Here is a 14,626-nt window from a genome sequence, read left to right as displayed (position 1 = left end):
CTTAGAATGGATTCATCGGCCTCATGGGACCGCAATCATCTTCATTTGTCACAGCCAAAAACACGTCACCAGCCTCAGTGCTCTCTTTAGCTTCCGAGACATAGGTCGTACTCGGCACGGGGTTTTCATCGGCCGAACACTTTGCCAACTGCTCATATTTGCCCGCGCAACCGCTTGTGGCCGCGTAGGCCAGTATCAAAAAACCCACAACCCTCACTGATTCTGATCCTCGAAAGCCTTCAATTGATCACGTACCGACGATCCTTGCGGCTGTTGACTGCCACCTCGGATGACACTGTCCGGAAGCGGGGCAAATACCTTCATATTCTGTGACGACGTTGCCAACCCTGCCTTGTACTGCTGATTGAGCAGCATGACTTGGTTGTTGAGCGATCCGACTGCCTCGTTGGCGGTCTGATTGCCCTGCAGCACCATTTGCGTGTTCTGCTCAAGCGCGCCCTTGAGGTCTTTCGCAGTGCCGATCTCCTGTGTTGCCTGCTGGAACGAATTCTGACGATCCTTTGATGCAGCATTCATCGCGTCTGTCAGCGCCGTCATCGTCGTTAGAGCGTTGATACTTTGCGAGTAAGCTTGATTGGCGCCTGACAGGCTCCCGCCATTCACGGTGTCGGTGACCATCTTCACCAAATTGAGCCCATTGATGAGCTTCGCCGCAGCATTCTGGAACTGGCCACCAATTCCCCCGAAAACTGCCGAATTACCCGACAGGATGCTGTCGAATCCAGGCGCCTGTCCCATGCTAAAACCGTTGCCGGTGGCAAGTGATGCGAACTGGCTGGCGTCCTGGGTACGGTCGCCGGTAATGGCCTGCAGGGTCTTTGTTGTGTTGTCCTTGACGACTGACGTATCCTGCTGGATCTGCGCCGATAGCCTCCGAATTTCTTGGTTGATTTTGATATTTGCGGCGTCCGTAACAGGGACCTGCGCATATGCCGACGACATCGTCAGAACGCTCAATGCGCCTGCTATGATGAATTTCTTCATTTTGCCTATCCTCTTTGCCAACTTGCTACTGCGCTACGGCCGGTTATCGACCACGGTTACAAGCCCCAACGCGGGATCTTCCATCACCGCGAAGGTTGCCGCTTCCCCCTTCAAACGGGCTTGCTCCTGCAAACTCGTCAACCAGCCCTGAATTTCCTTCGTAGATGCAGTCGATGGGACCACATAGCAGGCCGTACCTCCCGTATTAAAAACTGACGGCGGGCACTGCACTTGCGCCATAACCAGCGATCCGTCCTGTGCTTGGCTGTTTCCACCGCCGCTACCACGCAGAGCCGCGGAAGACGCCATCAAGCCCGCCTGCAAGCGCTGAAGGTACTGCTGATTTGCTTCCGTCGACTTCTGCACAAACTCGTTCCAGACCTGCCCACGCTCGACTTGCGCTTCTGTGTTCCGGTCGACCGCCTTTTTCAGCTGCTCTCCGCACCCCTGATTATAGCCAACGGTCTCCGGGTCGGGCGTGCTTCCACCCTGTGGTGTCCGATCGCCGTTCTGCGCTTTGTTTCGATTGTAGTAGCCAGAGACCGTTTTGACGTAGTCCTGGGTTTCAGGAATGTTCGGGACCCTGCCGTTCCTGAGCGACTGGCGATATGGTCCCGCATTATAGCCGGCGGCCACAAGATCTGTTCGGTTGCCGAACATGCCCTGCAGCTTCTTGATGTACTTCACGCCGCCGCGGATGTTGTCTCGCGTATCGTACGCGTTGACGCCCAACTCTGCGGCCGTACCCGGCATCAGCTGCATGACGCCAATGGCACCTACACCGGACCTAGCAGATTGCCTGAAACGTGATTCCTGTTCGGCAATCGCCATCGCGAAATTAGGATCGACACCCTGACGGATGGCTTCCTCCTCCACCATGCGCGCAATTTCTTGCTGACTATGCGTGCGCTTTGCTGGTGGCGCCTGTCTCGTATCGCCCGACATGCCCTCCGCCGAGCAGTCCATTGGCGAGCCAGATCCCTGTCCTGGCGCAAAGCTGTCGGTCGTGCCACCTGACGCGCCCTTCACCTTCTTGGTGTCGGCCTCATAGGTCGTATACCAGCCCATCGTCTGCGTCTGGATTTTCACTCGCGCGCCGTCGATAACCGGGACCTGTGCCAGCGCGGCCGAGGACGACAATGCAGTAGCCATTGCCAACGCAACGGCCAATGCCCTGTTCGGTGACATTGCGCTATTCATCCCCTTCTCCATCATTCCAATCACAGAATTTCGACAGCCAGTTCTTCGGATCGTCTCCATATTCGTCGCGAAGAATCTCGACCTCGCGCACGGTTTCCTCGCGACCCGACAGAACCTTGATGAATTGCGGCATGTGAGACATGTCCACTCGGGCGATCACGCTGTCCTTCGCGTGCTTGATAAGCATGAATCGCGACTTTGGATCGCCGTTCTTCACCCAATCAAATTCGGCCTGAGAAAGGCCGAAATGATTCATGTAGGAGCTTTCGTCAGCCTTTGGGTTTGCAAAGAAAATGTTGGTAGATGTCTGCTCGATAATGGTCCGGCTCACGCTCGACCGCACGACGTCGTCGGCCGACTGCGTTCCGAAGATGACAAGACCATTCCGCTTACGGATGGTCTTGAAGTAGTCCTTCATGGTGCGCTTGAATTCATCGTCGTCAAGCAGCTTCCACGCCTCGTCCATAAGGTTGATGATCGGCGATTTGCCGTCATAAATGGCATCCAGCCGATGGAACATGTACAAAAGCGCTGCCGTGCGGACTGTCGGATCATCAAGGATTGACGTCATGTCGAACCCGATCATCGGCTTCGTGACGTCCAGATTGTCCTCCGCATTGTCGAAGAGCCAGGCATACGGGCCTTGGTCAACCCACTTGTCCAGCCGGGCAATAAGGCTTCCTTCGGTGCGCTCGCTACCAGCCAGCAGAGCGCGCAGCGACGACAACCGCCGATACGACTTATCCTTGGTCTTCAAGACCGACCTGATCGCATTGCGGATGATGGACTCTTCCTGAGGCGTGAGGTTTTCGCCCTCCTTCGCCGGCTTGAGCATGAAGCTCAAAAGCCGGTATAGAAACACCCGGTTCCCCTCCGTATCCTTCAGAAGAAGCGGGTTCCAGCCCGACGGCTCACCCGGTTCCAACGTCAGATACGTCCCGCCGGCAGCGCGGACCATAATGTCAAGGCCGCGATCCTTGTCGAACACCACAGTCTTGAGCCGTGGATTGACCCGGTAGGCTTGCAGGATCATGAACGCCATGATCACCGTCTTACCGGAACCGGTAGGACCGAACACGGTCGTGTGCCCGACATCGCCCTGATGGAAGTTGAAGAAGAACGGCGTGCCTGATGTCGTTTCGAAGATCGTGATTGCCGGCCCCCAGTGGTTACCGTCCGGCTTGCCATAAGGATAGGCGTGGAAGCTGCTCAATCCGGCAAAATTGAGCGTGGAGATCAACGCCCGCCGCGCGATATAGGCCTGATTGCCCGGGAGCTGAGCCCAATAGGCCGGTTCGGCATTGAGATCCTCTCGCACGTAAGAAGCGCCAAGGGCGCCCAACTCGTTACCGACAAGTGCAACGGCATCGTCAAGTTGCGCTGTGGTCTTCGCGATCGGCATGACCGTCAAATGATGTTCAGCAAAAGCCACCCGCTTTCGCGCCAACTCATCACGGGCGATATCGAGATTTGCCTGCACACTGGACCCTCCCTCGTCCGCCTTGGAGAGCTGCCGGTCCAACCGCTCAATCCGGTAGCGTGCGGCCATGTCGTCGACGAACGACATCGACTGTGTGACAACCATCTCGAAGGGCAGCTTCAAGATGTAATCGAGCATGCCCGCGCCAGTCTCCGGAGGGTACTCCTTAAGCGAGACTATACCGGCGTACCGATCATCTTCGGGCGTGTCGCCCTGCAGATGAATTATGCGATTGCCGATCGATGTGCGCCGTGCGGGCAGCAATTCATCAATCGGAATATTGCCCAGGCGGATCGGCCTTACCCGACCGCCGTTCAGCAGTGTGTAGAAGAACTCGCACTGCTCCGAGAACCAAACCTTCCTCGCGTCCTCTTCAAGAACCATGTCCTCGGAGATATCGCGGTAAATCCGCTTGCCGTTGCCAAGATCGACCTCGACGCGCTCCACGTCGTGCAGCACCTTCGGCCCATAGGCATCTAATGACTTCTCTATCGCGCGTGTGGCCTCGACGAGCTTGTCCCGCATCAGACGGAACTGCTCTTTCCGAACGACATTGCCGCCCACGCCCATGACGCGCGAAAGCGCAGATCCCTTCTTGAAGAAAGGACGCACGACTAACGATACATAGGTGTCGTTCACAAACATTTCGTTCTTCGAAATGCTCGCCTGATAGATGTCGTCCATTCTTTTCATGAACGGATCGGCGAAATTCGACGGTAACGACGGCGCAACCTTGTGCCGAATGACATGCGTATAGAGTGAAAAATTCCCAATCGACGAGATCGCGCGGAACGCAGAATTGCGTTGCCGCTGAAGCATGTTGATCGTCTCGATATCAGCGGTCTCGAACGAAAAACCGTTCAGTCGCAGCGTCGAGACAAGGCAGTCATTTTTCAGCCGAATGATGCCGTTTTCAATCGGCACGTAGAAGGGGATGTGGGTGGAGATGCTCTTGTCGGCGAAGATCTCCCAACCCTTCGTCAAGGATCCCTTCAAGGAACGCGCCATCGTATTCATCGATCAAACCCCGTAGGTCCGAACGCCGCCCCCAAGCTTGCGGCCCAATGGGTTCACGCCGCACATGCTGAGACGACCGACAATGTCAAAAAACCAAAGATCGAGCTTCACTGTCAGCACATACAGAATGCTGTGGCAGACAATGAAAGAAACCGGGAACCATAAAATTGAACCCAGGATCATGAAAACCATCAGCGAGATGAAGCATTCCGCAAGAAAATATGTGTACGGAATGCCCATCACTGTCGGGGGTCGGGTCAGCGCCAAAATGACGGGGTAAGACTCAATATATTCGTCTTCCCCGCCGTGGCTGTTGCTTCCAGCCGCCATGGATCAGTTACCGCCACCGGCCAGGAAATCGACCAATTCAGCGGCTGCAAACATGCCAGCAAGGCAGCCTGCAACGCGAAGGAGCGCACCCCAGTTCCAGTAGCCGAAGGCGGCCGCAAGGAACATGCCGATGAAGGCGATCGCGCCGACCGAACGGCCAAACGGACCAACAAAGAACTGCACCAGACGATCCGCCGCCTGCTGCAGAGCATCAAGGTTCTGTGCAGCTGCCGGCTCGAACTGGCTAACCAGCAGGACCATGCTGGATACGACAAGCATCGCGCCGTTGACCATCCACTTGCGTCCCTTGGCCGAGTACCAGGCGGACCGGCCATATACGGCAAGCGCCTGCAACGTCCCCACAATCACACTCATTGAAGCACCTCTTCCTTTTTGATCTTCACAGGGCCACTGACGGGAACCTGTCCACTCTCCTGTTCCACACGGTCGCTTGCATCGCCCGTGCTACCAACCGAAAAGACGAGCATTGGCGACTTCGCCCGCTCTGCCCGTCCCGATCTTCCACCCGCTTTCCTTGCCGTCAGCGCAGCCCTAGCACCGCGACCGATCGTTAAAACCTCGTCCGCCGAGCTCGTATTTGCATAGAGCCCCAACACGCGCGTTGCGTAATCCGCCGTTTCCTGGATCAGCGGCAAAGACCGACGAACATCTACCCTCGGTTCACCGGCGTTATAGGCTGACGCGATCAGCACGGGATTGCGGTACTTGTCGACCAGAATGCGAAGAAACCGCGCTCCCGCTCGTATATTCTCAGAGGGCTCCGTGAGGTCCGTTGCGCCAAAGGCCTCTCCAACCTTAGGCATAACCTGCATAAGCCCAATCGCACCTGCGGAGCTGACAGCCTGCGGATCGAACCCGACATTCTCAACCCGCATGATCGACAACATCAAATTCGGATCGACGCCCTCTTCCGCGGATATCGTCGTCACCAATTTTGCATACTCGGCCGGAACGCCCTCCAGCAAATCCGGCCTTGGCTCCTTCCATGATGAAGTCACGGCGTCTTTCAACAGGGTGACTTCGTCAACGGATGGCCCGTTCGCCATTTCCTCTTGCAACGCACCATATGAGAAGACTTCTATGGAGGAGCGCACGGCCTGCTCACGCCCAATCGCCGGTTCAGCTTCCGGTGCATAGGCAACGACCATGCTGCCATCAACCGCCTCCGGCGCCTCTTTAGCTGGCGCAGTATTGTCAACTATATCGACGCTGCTCCATCCCTCGCCAAATCGCTCACTAAAGCGATCTCCCTCAAGCGGCAAAGCCGTTATATCGTCGGCTCGTGCAACCTTTCCGAGAGAGCTAGGCGCGGCTTCCTCCGGTGGAATCTTCACCTTCATCGGTTGGTAGGCAGTCGCCTTAACCGGCTTTAAAGCCTCATCGCCGCCCCGTGCAGCCAATGCCGACTCGCCGACATTCGACACTGTGGCGAAGCTTGTCAGGACAAAAGCTGAGGTAGCGGCAGCCAGCTTAGTGCTCCGCGACCATCCTTTCCCCGATCTTTCCACATGCACTAACGAGTTGCGACCCATCGACTGTGCTATCGTAAGTTCTTATAGTGTAGTAGAACAATCTGAATCTCATTCCAAGCCAAAAATCAACGAGAATCCTTCGTACCCCTAGGCTTTAATGCACTAGGCTGGTCAATGCCAACATTCTAATCTTCTAATGGATTCAGCCACGTAGGCGTGACCAGACGTCCGGTTGCCAACGATATCGAAGCTGCTCGCGGTCCCCCAGGACCTTTGCCAGACGCACGGCAGTCCTTCCCTTTATGAACACCGATCCCGCGTCCGCGCCCGACCGAACTCCATGAATTTCGCACAGATAAATCGGCAGTTGCCGCTGCACTCTTTGCATCGGCAAACACGACGACAGCTGGTATTGATAATCCCCGCTGCTCGCCACATACGGCCGCGACTTTTGCTGCACAGGCCCCAGGCGCTGCCATCCATAACTGCTCCCGTATTCCAACTGACATTCAATAATATTGCTGCCATAGGCCTTGCAGGAATCGAGCCGAAGATAGGCGTAAGGTGCAACTGGCAGTGGTCGCATATGCTGAACCCCGCTTGCGCAACCTGCCAAAAACAGTGCCGCTCCAACCCCGTTGATGAGAGTCTTTCTAATAATCAACGGAATACCACTCCCTATTCATCTTGCTGATACCCCGCGCGGCTCAACGCGCTGAGAAATAAACTTCGGGCAAGCTCGCAATACGGCGATTCGTCTTGCGCCAGATGTAATTGGGTCAACACGAGCCCCAACCCCGTCACATCAGCCACAACCTGTTCCAGATCATCGCTGAAGCCACGGCGCAGCATCTCGCGATCGCCCTGCCCCTTGATAACAACAGCGTAGTCGTTGCGCTCGACGCTGTGCCACAACTCGACCACGCCTTCCCCGCCACTCGTATTTTCAGCGTCACATAGAAGTAAGAGCGAATAGCCACCGCCCTCGATCCCGCTCTCCTGGATCCACGTGCCGCCATGAAACTGCGTCAGAACAACGTTGGACGAGAAGAACATCAGCCGCTCGTTTTTGAGGAGCCTCCGCTGTCCGAGGCGAACAAAGCTGTCCATCGCAGCGACCCGGATCAGCGCCCCCGGCAGACTGTCGCTGCAATGCTCGCACACAGCCTGCAGCCCGCCCTCCTGCATTGCGAACGCACTGTGATAGCGCTTCACAACAAAGCGTTCGACATTCTCCGTTCGCCCTCCAAGTTTCTCCACCAGACCGAACGCCTCCAATGGCTCCCATGGTTTCTCGAAGACATCATTTTCAAGGTCGAAATCGGCGGCATTGGTGAAACTGGACGGCCCGACGATAATCCCGGCCGAACGCGTCTGTGCACCACATCCGGCGCAATCGACCCAAATCGGAACCACGTACCATTCACTGGTCAGCAACGACCGATCATGCTGCGTCACAGAGTTGTCCCCGCCTGGCCGTGTATCACTCGCCTTCGTCCTCGGCCCCCGCTGGCTCCGGAAACACGCTCAGCGCACCTCTCGTTATTCCCACCGACGAGAAAGTCGGCCACGTCAACAGGCGTTCGCTCATGAGAAGCAAGCCCACGACCGGATCGCCTCCGCCGGCATTCAACCAAGCGCTGGCTAAATCAAGAATCTCTGGCGCAACGCCGTCGGCGCTGATTTGCCAGGTTTTCTCCGCACCATCCTCGGCTTCTCCCCCCGATGACTGCCTGTTGTCCTGCTCCATCAAACCGCTTCGGCTCAAAAACATATCACTGCAGTGTAATTTTCTACCGGCGAATAATTGAAAACTCAAGCTTCAAACGGATCAGAACCAACGATTGAAGATCATCTGACAGATAAGTGCCCCTACAAGTAGCGCGGCGACTGCAAGCGCCCACGCCATTCCGCGGCGGTGCGCCTCGAGCCATTGCCAGATTTTGCCCTGTCTCGTGTTTTCGTCGGTTCCAAGATGATCCTCCTGCATCCACAGGGGACTTTCACACCTGGGCCACCACTGTTCGGCAGCCTTCGCCTCCGCCATCCATTCACTGACGCGGAACGTTTCTTCCACACGGCGCAAAACTTCCTATCGCTCAATTCGATCGCACCGTAGTCACCATCTCCTCATAGATCGCGTTGACCAATTGCCCTTCGCGAAAAGATGTCAGTTCGACCCTGCACTCACCGATTGCTGTCCGCGTCACATGAACCACGCGCTCGATGAGCACCAGATTCACTTTCAGCAGCAAGGTGTTTCGCGCATTTCCTCCGGACATAGTGCTTCCGTCCTATAGCTTCTTCCCGTTAGCGACTTTATGCGTCTCCGCACGAAGAGAACGCGCCCCAAGGGGGCCTTCCCCCCTTGCCGTCGCAAAGCGCCTGCCTGGCGGCCCCGGATGCAGCAAGTCGGTCGCACCCTGAGGGGTGCAACCGCGTTGCGCACCCCGTCCGGCAACCGGGCGCTTTTTGCCATCCCCCGCGTCCCTTCGACAGGCGGGAGCAGGCCCAAGAGCCTGCCCCCTTCCTATTCTGGAGCGCAAAATGAAACCTGTCCGCTACACTGGATTCCTCATAGACCCCCTCAATGCGACCATCGGCCCGGTGTAATCGTCGACCCTGTCGATGAGCATCGGCATCAGCCGAAAACGCAATTGCGCCAGCTTCTTGGCGCACGGGCGCTGCACACCCTTGAAATCGAAATCGGAGGCCGTCGTGGCTAGCGAGGAACTGCGACTGTTTGATCTGAAACATAGCCGTCCAATATGGCTCCGTGTCCTGGGCGTCGTGCCAGACCAGATGGCGCCGTCGTGTTCGCTGACGACAACAAAGATGAGAAAGATGAGTTTGACTCTGATGCCCCTCCTTTTGGCATCGAGCCGACAATCTCCATGGCCGAACTTGCACAGTTGACGACTTGCATCAACGACCATCGTCCCCCCTATGCTCGAGGATCAGATGACCGGTCTGGATCTCGCTATCGTCCGCAAGAAACCAACTGTCATTTCCTAGAGCACGGGGAGGACCGTTATGGACGCACGTTGGTGAGCGTCCAGACCGGAAAGGGCGATGCAAGTGAGGAATTGCTGAAAGCCGGTTTGGCCGAGCGGTTCGGCCGCAAGTACGCTGCAGGCTGGTGCTCGAACTGATTAGCAAGGCAGTGCTCGCTCTGGCAACGGCGTGGATCTTCTTTCTAAGGCTGGCATTGTTGCTATGATCGCCGGAACAATCAGGCTGGGCGCGGTGGCTCTTCACTTGGCCGGACATCGACCTCTGGTCGTATGCGGTGTCGGGATCCTGTTTGCCGTGAGCCCGCTCCTGGTGACCGTTCTCGCCTATGACGCGATCACCACTTTCCTCCCCCGCCCTGGGCCTCGATATGGCAGTGGGATCAGCAGCAGCGTCAGAACTGGACCGGAAGCGCAACCGCGGTCTGCCTATCTGCACTGCCCCTCACGACACTCCTGTTCGTGATTGATCATCTTGCACAAAAAGAAGGCGCCCGCGATTACGTGGGCGGCTTTGATCGATCGGATATTTGGTTTGTTCTTCTGAGCCTCGCCATGGCTGCCCTTGCAGGATTGATCGGCTGACCCTCGCCCTCTATCTGAATCGGTTGCCCAAAAATGGCTCTACCTGAACGGCTATCGTGGCAGACCAAGCCCTTCCCGAAACCGCTGTGCCGCCAAGTCATCATTGAGTTGACGATGCCGCTCTTCTTCTTCTCTCCGCCGTCCTTCCGGTGTCCGGCCATCCTTCAAAAAGGCGAAGGGTAATCCTACGAGAAAGGCAAAAGGCGCGACCGTCGCGACGCGGAACCATAGATGTCTATCATAAAGACCTGACGCCCACGCCCACATAGCCTCCGTCCATGCATCCGGCAGGAAGATGTACGAAAACGTCAGCGCAACCCAATAAGCGACGAAGGTGCCGAGCCACAAGCAGAGCACACTGCTGATCAGGAACCCTACGACCTTCACGCTCATCCAGGCAATCCGGAATGGCAGAATCAGAAGTCTGATCGCCTTCTTTAAGGCGGACATTTCGCTGTTCTCCTTCGCTTTTTTCCAGCGCTCGATCCAGGAATATCACAATAGTAGAATTTCCGATACTTGCACTGCAGTATCATTTCGTGCAGGTTTCGCCCTGTCAACAGGTGACGATGGCAATCATGGGCTACATTGTCTGGCGGCCTCACCGCCTCTCCTCTCTGGCGCTTGCGAGCAGCCTATTCGTCCCGCCAGCCATGGCGCAGGACGATGCCGTCTCGAAATTCGTCTCCTATTACCAGAACGCCTATGCGCAAGGCCGGGATTTGGTCCCTGGGCCACAGGCAGCGCTTGACACGTCTTCGATCGCAACCCAGCTCACGTTGAAGACAGTCAAACCCGTGAGCGCTCTCACAGGCAATGCGTTTCTCGATTCCAACAGCGCGGTTATCAAACTCGCCGGTGTCCAGGGCTGCCTTTCAACTGAAATGGTCCAGTTCATGGGCAATCAGGTATCATGTGTCACTGTCTCGTTAGCGGGGCTCGCCTCCAGTCTCGACCTGGCGAAAGCCGACGCCGGCGACGCCTTCCCCTGCCACTTCGTCGGACAAAACCCTGGAAGCCCGACCGTCCGCTTTGCTGAGTGTTTTTTCACCCAGGACGACATGGTGCAATCTCTATCTGAAACCATGATCCGGAAAGGGTTTGCCTTTGCCGCCCGTGATCGCGCTGGCAAGCCGATCTTTCCGGAGTATGAGAAAGCGGAGGAGGACGCGCGGCGGTCAAAGGCTGGCATTTGGGGGAATTCCTATTTCACGCACCCTTACGGTGAACGTTATCGAACCAATCCTTCAACGAATTGATGCGGATCCGACTGTTCATGTTGATTTCCACGATTGCAGCTTCCGGCCTTTATGCAGGCATGTACGTCATGCCAGAGCTTCTTGCCGAAAAATCCTTGAGAGGGACGCCCTCCCCTCCAGTGGTTCAAGTGCAGACGTCGCCAAATCAGACACCGCCGGCTCAGACGCAAGACGGGGGCGCTCAGCAATCAAACTTTACTCCGTTTCCAGCTACAGCCCAGTTCGAGACCGGTGACACGTGGATCTCCGACGGACGTCGTTATCGCTTATATGGACTGCAAACCTGCCTCCGCGGAAGCAACGTCACCGTTTCCCCTGGTGTCGTCCGGGATTGCGGGGAGCTTAATCTGATCATGGCTCAGGCCCTAATCCGCGATACCAAACCAGTCTGCACCACCGTCAAGGATCTCGACCAGAACAATGCCGTCATCGTCTGCCAGACCACGACTGGCGAGCGGGGTTACGACTTAGCCACCTATATGATTGCCCAAGGATGGGGCTTTGCCGCCGCCGACGGCGCTGGCCAGCTGATCGTTCCCGGCTACAGGGTCGCAGAAGAAAGCGCACGCTCGGCGCGCGTCGGTTTATGGGCCTATTCAGATATGCCGCACCCGGTCTCCGTTCTGATGCAGCAACAGAAAGCGCAACACGGACAATGATGCGAACAGCTGCCATCACCTTCGCCCTTCTTGCCGGGCTCCCGACGCATTCACTGGCGCAGAGCCGGCCGGCCGACGTACCGCGACAAATCTACGGTAAAGTGCAGGTGATCGACGGCACGACGCTCGACTTCAAGGATCGCGGACAGATTGTCCGCCTTGCCGGATATGAGGCTCCTCACCTGGAGCAGACTGCCGTCAGCGACGGGATTGAATGGCCAGTAGGTCAAGTTGCCAAGGCATGGATGATCCTCCGGACCCTCAAAAGGGACGTCAACTGCGCTCCGGTCGGTCGGGACTCCAACAAGAATCTCATCGCTCACTGCTTCGTCGGCGAAACCAATCTGGCTGCCACCGCAATCGCGGAAGGCATTGGCTATGCGTTCAACTACCAGAACGAACCGCAAGTCCCGGCCTATTTCGACATAGAGAGGAAAGCCCGCGGTCTTGGTTACGGGGTCTGGTCTTCCAAGGATCTCCTTCCGCCATGGCTCTATGTTTCGGCGCGGGATAAAAAGACACCCGAGCAGGCTCCGGACACGTTCGATCCCGGTCTCCCCTTGCCCCCTCCGGTCACTCCCGACATTCCAGCATCCTCTACAGAATCCCAAGGAGGCTAACATGAACAGTTTGCTCACATACGCGCTTGGTACGGGAGCGCTGCTCCTCGCAGCGGCCCCGATCGCAGCAATGGCGCAGTCCGCCACACAAGATGGCGCCACGCAAAAGCAGGTGGAAGAGCGCGATCCCAACTATTGCGGTGCCGGCGGCGCCGGTTGCGACCCGCAGGACGTTCAGCAATGGAAAATGATCGGCAACAAGCTTGCTGATCTCTCGTCAGCCGATCTCAGCCAATACGCCTATGCCTGCGTCAAACATCCCGATTGGAAGAAGGATTGTGAGAAGGATCCCGCTATCATTCTCAAGCGGCTTGGCATTGAAGGATACTGAGAAGCATCATGCCCAATCCTTACGTTTCCGCAGGTATCGCCGCCGCAGTTGCAGCTCTCGTCGGCTTCGGCGCCGGCTACGAGGTCAACAGCATGACCACGAGCACGAAAATCACGGAGCTCGAGACGAAGGTCACTGAACTTGAGGCAAAAGCGGCCGAAGCGGCGAAACTGGAAGTTCCTACCGACAAGGAGGCCACGACGGCACTTCAAAAAACGACCTTCAAAGGGAGCTCAATGCGCATAACCGAATGTCAGAAGCACCCTATGATTCCTGGCGTGATTTGCAACGGCACAGTCTCGGATTCGTCCGGCTGGTCTATGCCTAAGTCGCTTCCATTCGCAAAAATCGATGGCACTTGGGTCTATGCAAACTGATCGTTTTAATTTCACAGGAGAGGGGAAATGAAATCTCATGGCTTGTTTTCCGCTGCATTGATCGCCACAGGCACACTATCGGCGGCAGCGCCCGCCCAGGCGCATGACGCGTCGTGGGGCTGCCAGGTTCTTCTGTGCGCAGCATCACAAAACCCATCCTGGCACGGCGTTTCCTACTGCGTTCCGCCGATGACGAAACTGATCGCGGCCATGGCGGAACCCGGCTTCAGCTGGCCAATTTGCGAGGAAGCCAAGGCCGGCAAGCCCGGGCGGGAAAATTACGAGCAATGCCCTGAAGGCACAAAGGTCGGGTACAGCGAGCACGGCCGCGACGGCAATCGCCGTGAGCCCGATCGCTGCCTAAAGACGGTCAACGTGTGCAGAGACCGTCTCAGCAATTGGCGCACAGGTAACAATCGTGATTACGGCACAGTTGGCGGCGGCCGCGACGGCGATAGCTGTATCCAAGAAATTTCATCACTGCGCCCCCGCCGCGCCGACCCGTGGTATTTCGACATCCCAAACGAGCAGGGGAAGAAGCAACGCTTCTGGTTCAATCTCAATTACTGGTGAAGTCGATCTAGAGGCTTGCCCGGGATAAAACCCGGGCAACGCTCGCTCATGCGCACTCCGCATAATGACGCTCAGTCGTCTTTTTTTTTGACTTTCGCCTCTTTTCCTCCTGCCCTGGCGGCTGGAGGTCCTCCTCGCTGACCTCGAATAGATCGCAGATCGAGACCTGGAGTTCACGGGTCATTTTATCGAGCATCGTCAGTTTGACGTCCCGCATTCCGCGGCCGACCTGCGACATATATCCTTCAGTCACATCAAGCTTCGCGGCGAGATCCTTGTTCTTCCAACCCCGCTGCGCCTTGATCCGTTCCAGGCCAAACACGAGTCGCTCCTGAAACGTCAATTCCTTCAAATCCTTGATGGTCGTCTCTTCGCCTTTGTTTTCGCCCTGGAACCGAGGCATGAGCGTATTTTCACCTTCTTAGCCCGAGAATGATTGGCGTGTGTTCTTGATTCGCCGCCGCTAACTTTGACTCCAATGATTCGAGAATTAAGAGTCCTCGTTCATGGCACGCCCCTCCGCCCGATGCACGGTATAGCTGATTGAAGTGGTTCAGCTTTTTCCGAATCCCTTACGCTAAGGCGGCTAACCACTTTGTGCAGTTACCTTATTTTAGGTAACCCGAATGCACAAGAATCTTTTACCATTTTGACATGGAACGTGCGGCTACTTGCGCTTGCCCGAA

The 14,626-nt window shown here is 56.6% G+C and carries 20 protein-coding genes; 8 read left to right on the top strand and 12 right to left on the bottom strand.

Annotation, left to right across the window (positions count from 1 at the left end; all coding sequences use genetic code 11):
* Nucleotides 1-213: 213 nt before the first annotated feature.
* The 10 genes from NKH89_RS13295 to NKH89_RS13250 all read right to left on the bottom strand — a co-directional run bounded on the left by NKH89_RS13295 (nucleotide 214) and on the right by NKH89_RS13250 (nucleotide 8,807).
* Nucleotides 214-1,005 (bottom strand): hypothetical protein, encoded by a 792-nt coding sequence (locus NKH89_RS13295; protein ID WP_023802471.1) that lies wholly within the window; start codon nucleotides 1,003-1,005, stop codon nucleotides 214-216.
* A 33-nt stretch (nucleotides 1,006-1,038) separates the two neighbouring features.
* Complete coding sequence (locus NKH89_RS13290; RefSeq protein WP_023802472.1) at nucleotides 1,039-2,205, bottom strand: lytic transglycosylase domain-containing protein; 1,167 nt, start codon at nucleotides 2,203-2,205, stop codon at nucleotides 1,039-1,041.
* On the bottom strand, nucleotides 2,198-4,702 hold the full coding sequence (locus tag NKH89_RS13285; RefSeq protein WP_031256330.1) for a VirB4 family type IV secretion/conjugal transfer ATPase: 2,505 nt from the start codon (nucleotides 4,700-4,702) through the stop codon (nucleotides 2,198-2,200). The genes NKH89_RS13290 and NKH89_RS13285 overlap by 8 nt, the downstream gene beginning before the upstream one ends.
* A 3-nt stretch (nucleotides 4,703-4,705) precedes the next feature.
* Nucleotides 4,706-5,032, bottom strand: coding sequence for a VirB3 family type IV secretion system protein (locus NKH89_RS13280; protein ID WP_023802474.1), 327 nt, complete (start codon nucleotides 5,030-5,032; stop codon nucleotides 4,706-4,708).
* 3 nt (nucleotides 5,033-5,035) lie between these two features.
* Nucleotides 5,036-5,326, bottom strand: coding sequence for a TrbC/VirB2 family protein (locus NKH89_RS13275; RefSeq protein WP_245277799.1), 291 nt, complete (start codon nucleotides 5,324-5,326; stop codon nucleotides 5,036-5,038).
* A 77-nt stretch (nucleotides 5,327-5,403) separates the two neighbouring features.
* Nucleotides 5,404-6,393: a lytic transglycosylase domain-containing protein gene (locus tag NKH89_RS13270; protein WP_084833873.1), complete on the bottom strand. Its 990-nt coding sequence runs from the start codon at nucleotides 6,391-6,393 to the stop codon at nucleotides 5,404-5,406.
* A gap of 810 nt (nucleotides 6,394-7,203) precedes the next feature.
* Nucleotides 7,204-7,983 (bottom strand): hypothetical protein, encoded by a 780-nt coding sequence (locus tag NKH89_RS13265; RefSeq protein ID WP_352909046.1) that lies wholly within the window; start codon nucleotides 7,981-7,983, stop codon nucleotides 7,204-7,206.
* Nucleotides 7,984-8,008: 25 nt separating this feature from the next.
* Nucleotides 8,009-8,275, bottom strand: a complete 267-nt coding sequence (locus NKH89_RS13260; RefSeq protein WP_352909044.1) for a hypothetical protein — start codon at nucleotides 8,273-8,275, stop codon at nucleotides 8,009-8,011.
* Nucleotides 8,276-8,356: 81 nt separating this feature from the next.
* The gene (locus tag NKH89_RS13255) at nucleotides 8,357-8,602 is read right to left on the bottom strand and encodes a hypothetical protein (RefSeq protein WP_031256333.1); all 246 of its coding nucleotides are present in this window, start codon (nucleotides 8,600-8,602) and stop codon (nucleotides 8,357-8,359) included.
* A gap of 22 nt (nucleotides 8,603-8,624) precedes the next feature.
* Nucleotides 8,625-8,807, bottom strand: coding sequence for a hypothetical protein (locus NKH89_RS13250; RefSeq protein WP_023802480.1), 183 nt, complete (start codon nucleotides 8,805-8,807; stop codon nucleotides 8,625-8,627).
* Nucleotides 8,808-9,338: 531 nt separating this feature from the next.
* Here NKH89_RS13250 and NKH89_RS13245 point away from each other — a divergent pair.
* Together NKH89_RS13245 and NKH89_RS13240 are read left to right on the top strand one after the other, a co-directional pair.
* Entirely contained in the window at nucleotides 9,339-9,677 is a 339-nt protein-coding gene (locus NKH89_RS13245) for a thermonuclease family protein (protein WP_198032895.1), read from the top strand.
* A gap of 321 nt (nucleotides 9,678-9,998) precedes the next feature.
* Nucleotides 9,999-10,121 carry a hypothetical protein gene (locus tag NKH89_RS13240; protein WP_280811257.1) on the top strand — a complete coding sequence of 41 codons (123 nt, stop codon included), beginning with the start codon at nucleotides 9,999-10,001 and terminating at the stop codon, nucleotides 10,119-10,121.
* Nucleotides 10,122-10,172: 51 nt separating this feature from the next.
* Here the strand turns inward: NKH89_RS13240 and NKH89_RS13235 are convergent, their stop codons facing one another.
* Nucleotides 10,173-10,571: a hypothetical protein gene (locus tag NKH89_RS13235; RefSeq protein WP_023802482.1), complete on the bottom strand. Its 399-nt coding sequence runs from the start codon at nucleotides 10,569-10,571 to the stop codon at nucleotides 10,173-10,175.
* A 128-nt stretch (nucleotides 10,572-10,699) separates the two neighbouring features.
* Here NKH89_RS13235 and NKH89_RS13230 point away from each other — a divergent pair, with 128 nt between their 5' ends.
* The 6 genes from NKH89_RS13230 (at nucleotide 10,700) to NKH89_RS13205 (ending at nucleotide 13,940) form a co-directional block, all read left to right on the top strand.
* Nucleotides 10,700-11,380 carry a thermonuclease family protein gene (locus tag NKH89_RS13230; protein WP_031256334.1) on the top strand — a complete coding sequence of 227 codons (681 nt, stop codon included), beginning with the start codon at nucleotides 10,700-10,702 and terminating at the stop codon, nucleotides 11,378-11,380.
* Between the two features lie 17 nt (nucleotides 11,381-11,397).
* Nucleotides 11,398-12,039: a thermonuclease family protein gene (locus NKH89_RS13225; RefSeq protein ID WP_036270238.1), complete on the top strand. Its 642-nt coding sequence runs from the start codon at nucleotides 11,398-11,400 to the stop codon at nucleotides 12,037-12,039.
* On the top strand, nucleotides 12,036-12,659 hold the full coding sequence (locus NKH89_RS13220) for a thermonuclease family protein (RefSeq protein ID WP_023802485.1): 624 nt from the start codon (nucleotides 12,036-12,038) through the stop codon (nucleotides 12,657-12,659). Before NKH89_RS13225 ends, NKH89_RS13220 begins: the two co-directional genes overlap by 4 nt.
* A 70-nt stretch (nucleotides 12,660-12,729) precedes the next feature.
* The gene (locus NKH89_RS13215; protein WP_352909039.1) at nucleotides 12,730-12,990 is read left to right on the top strand and encodes a hypothetical protein; all 261 of its coding nucleotides are present in this window, start codon (nucleotides 12,730-12,732) and stop codon (nucleotides 12,988-12,990) included.
* 8 nt (nucleotides 12,991-12,998) lie between these two features.
* Nucleotides 12,999-13,367: a hypothetical protein gene (locus tag NKH89_RS13210; RefSeq protein ID WP_023802487.1), complete on the top strand. Its 369-nt coding sequence runs from the start codon at nucleotides 12,999-13,001 to the stop codon at nucleotides 13,365-13,367.
* A gap of 27 nt (nucleotides 13,368-13,394) precedes the next feature.
* Nucleotides 13,395-13,940, top strand: a complete 546-nt coding sequence (locus NKH89_RS13205) for a hypothetical protein (RefSeq protein ID WP_023802488.1) — start codon at nucleotides 13,395-13,397, stop codon at nucleotides 13,938-13,940.
* A 46-nt stretch (nucleotides 13,941-13,986) separates the two neighbouring features.
* Here NKH89_RS13205 and NKH89_RS13200 read toward each other — a convergent pair whose 3' ends face one another.
* A complete protein-coding gene (locus tag NKH89_RS13200; protein ID WP_023802489.1) occupies nucleotides 13,987-14,343 on the bottom strand; it encodes a helix-turn-helix domain-containing protein in 357 nt (118 codons plus the stop codon).
* Between the last annotated feature and the right edge of the window lie 283 nt (nucleotides 14,344-14,626).

The organism is Mesorhizobium sp. M0923, assembly GCF_040319365.1.
In the GTDB taxonomy this organism is placed as follows: Bacteria; Pseudomonadota; Alphaproteobacteria; order Rhizobiales; family Rhizobiaceae; genus Mesorhizobium.
This window is presented reverse-complemented; position numbering and strand designations above follow the sequence as displayed.

What these genes read in the sequence shown, in the direction of transcription:
- NKH89_RS13295 (WP_023802471.1), bottom strand. Translation starts at nt 1,005, where the DNA reads ATGAAGAAATTCATCATAGCAGGCGCATTGAGCGTTCTGACGATGTCG.
- NKH89_RS13290 (WP_023802472.1), bottom strand. Translation starts at nt 2,205, where the DNA reads ATGAATAGCGCAATGTCACCGAACAGGGCATTGGCCGTTGCGTTGGCA.
- NKH89_RS13285 (WP_031256330.1), bottom strand. Translation starts at nt 4,702, where the DNA reads ATGAATACGATGGCGCGTTCCTTGAAGGGATCCTTGACGAAGGGTTGG.
- NKH89_RS13280 (WP_023802474.1), bottom strand. Translation starts at nt 5,032, where the DNA reads ATGGCGGCTGGAAGCAACAGCCACGGCGGGGAAGACGAATATATTGAG.
- NKH89_RS13275 (WP_245277799.1), bottom strand. Translation starts at nt 5,326, where the DNA reads ATGGTCAACGGCGCGATGCTTGTCGTATCCAGCATGGTCCTGCTGGTT.
- NKH89_RS13270 (WP_084833873.1), bottom strand. Translation starts at nt 6,393, where the DNA reads ATGAAGGTGAAGATTCCACCGGAGGAAGCCGCGCCTAGCTCTCTCGGA.
- NKH89_RS13260 (WP_352909044.1), bottom strand. Translation starts at nt 8,275, where the DNA reads ATGGAGCAGGACAACAGGCAGTCATCGGGGGGAGAAGCCGAGGATGGT.
- NKH89_RS13250 (WP_023802480.1), bottom strand. Translation starts at nt 8,807, where the DNA reads ATGTCCGGAGGAAATGCGCGAAACACCTTGCTGCTGAAAGTGAATCTG.
- NKH89_RS13235 (WP_023802482.1), bottom strand. Translation starts at nt 10,571, where the DNA reads ATGTCCGCCTTAAAGAAGGCGATCAGACTTCTGATTCTGCCATTCCGG.
- NKH89_RS13230 (WP_031256334.1), top strand. Translation starts at nt 10,700, where the DNA reads ATGGGCTACATTGTCTGGCGGCCTCACCGCCTCTCCTCTCTGGCGCTT.
- NKH89_RS13225 (WP_036270238.1), top strand. Translation starts at nt 11,398, where the DNA reads ATGTTGATTTCCACGATTGCAGCTTCCGGCCTTTATGCAGGCATGTAC.
- NKH89_RS13220 (WP_023802485.1), top strand. Translation starts at nt 12,036, where the DNA reads ATGATGCGAACAGCTGCCATCACCTTCGCCCTTCTTGCCGGGCTCCCG.
- NKH89_RS13215 (WP_352909039.1), top strand. Translation starts at nt 12,730, where the DNA reads ATGGCGCAGTCCGCCACACAAGATGGCGCCACGCAAAAGCAGGTGGAA.
- NKH89_RS13210 (WP_023802487.1), top strand. Translation starts at nt 12,999, where the DNA reads ATGCCCAATCCTTACGTTTCCGCAGGTATCGCCGCCGCAGTTGCAGCT.
- NKH89_RS13205 (WP_023802488.1), top strand. Translation starts at nt 13,395, where the DNA reads ATGAAATCTCATGGCTTGTTTTCCGCTGCATTGATCGCCACAGGCACA.
- NKH89_RS13200 (WP_023802489.1), bottom strand. Translation starts at nt 14,343, where the DNA reads ATGCCTCGGTTCCAGGGCGAAAACAAAGGCGAAGAGACGACCATCAAG.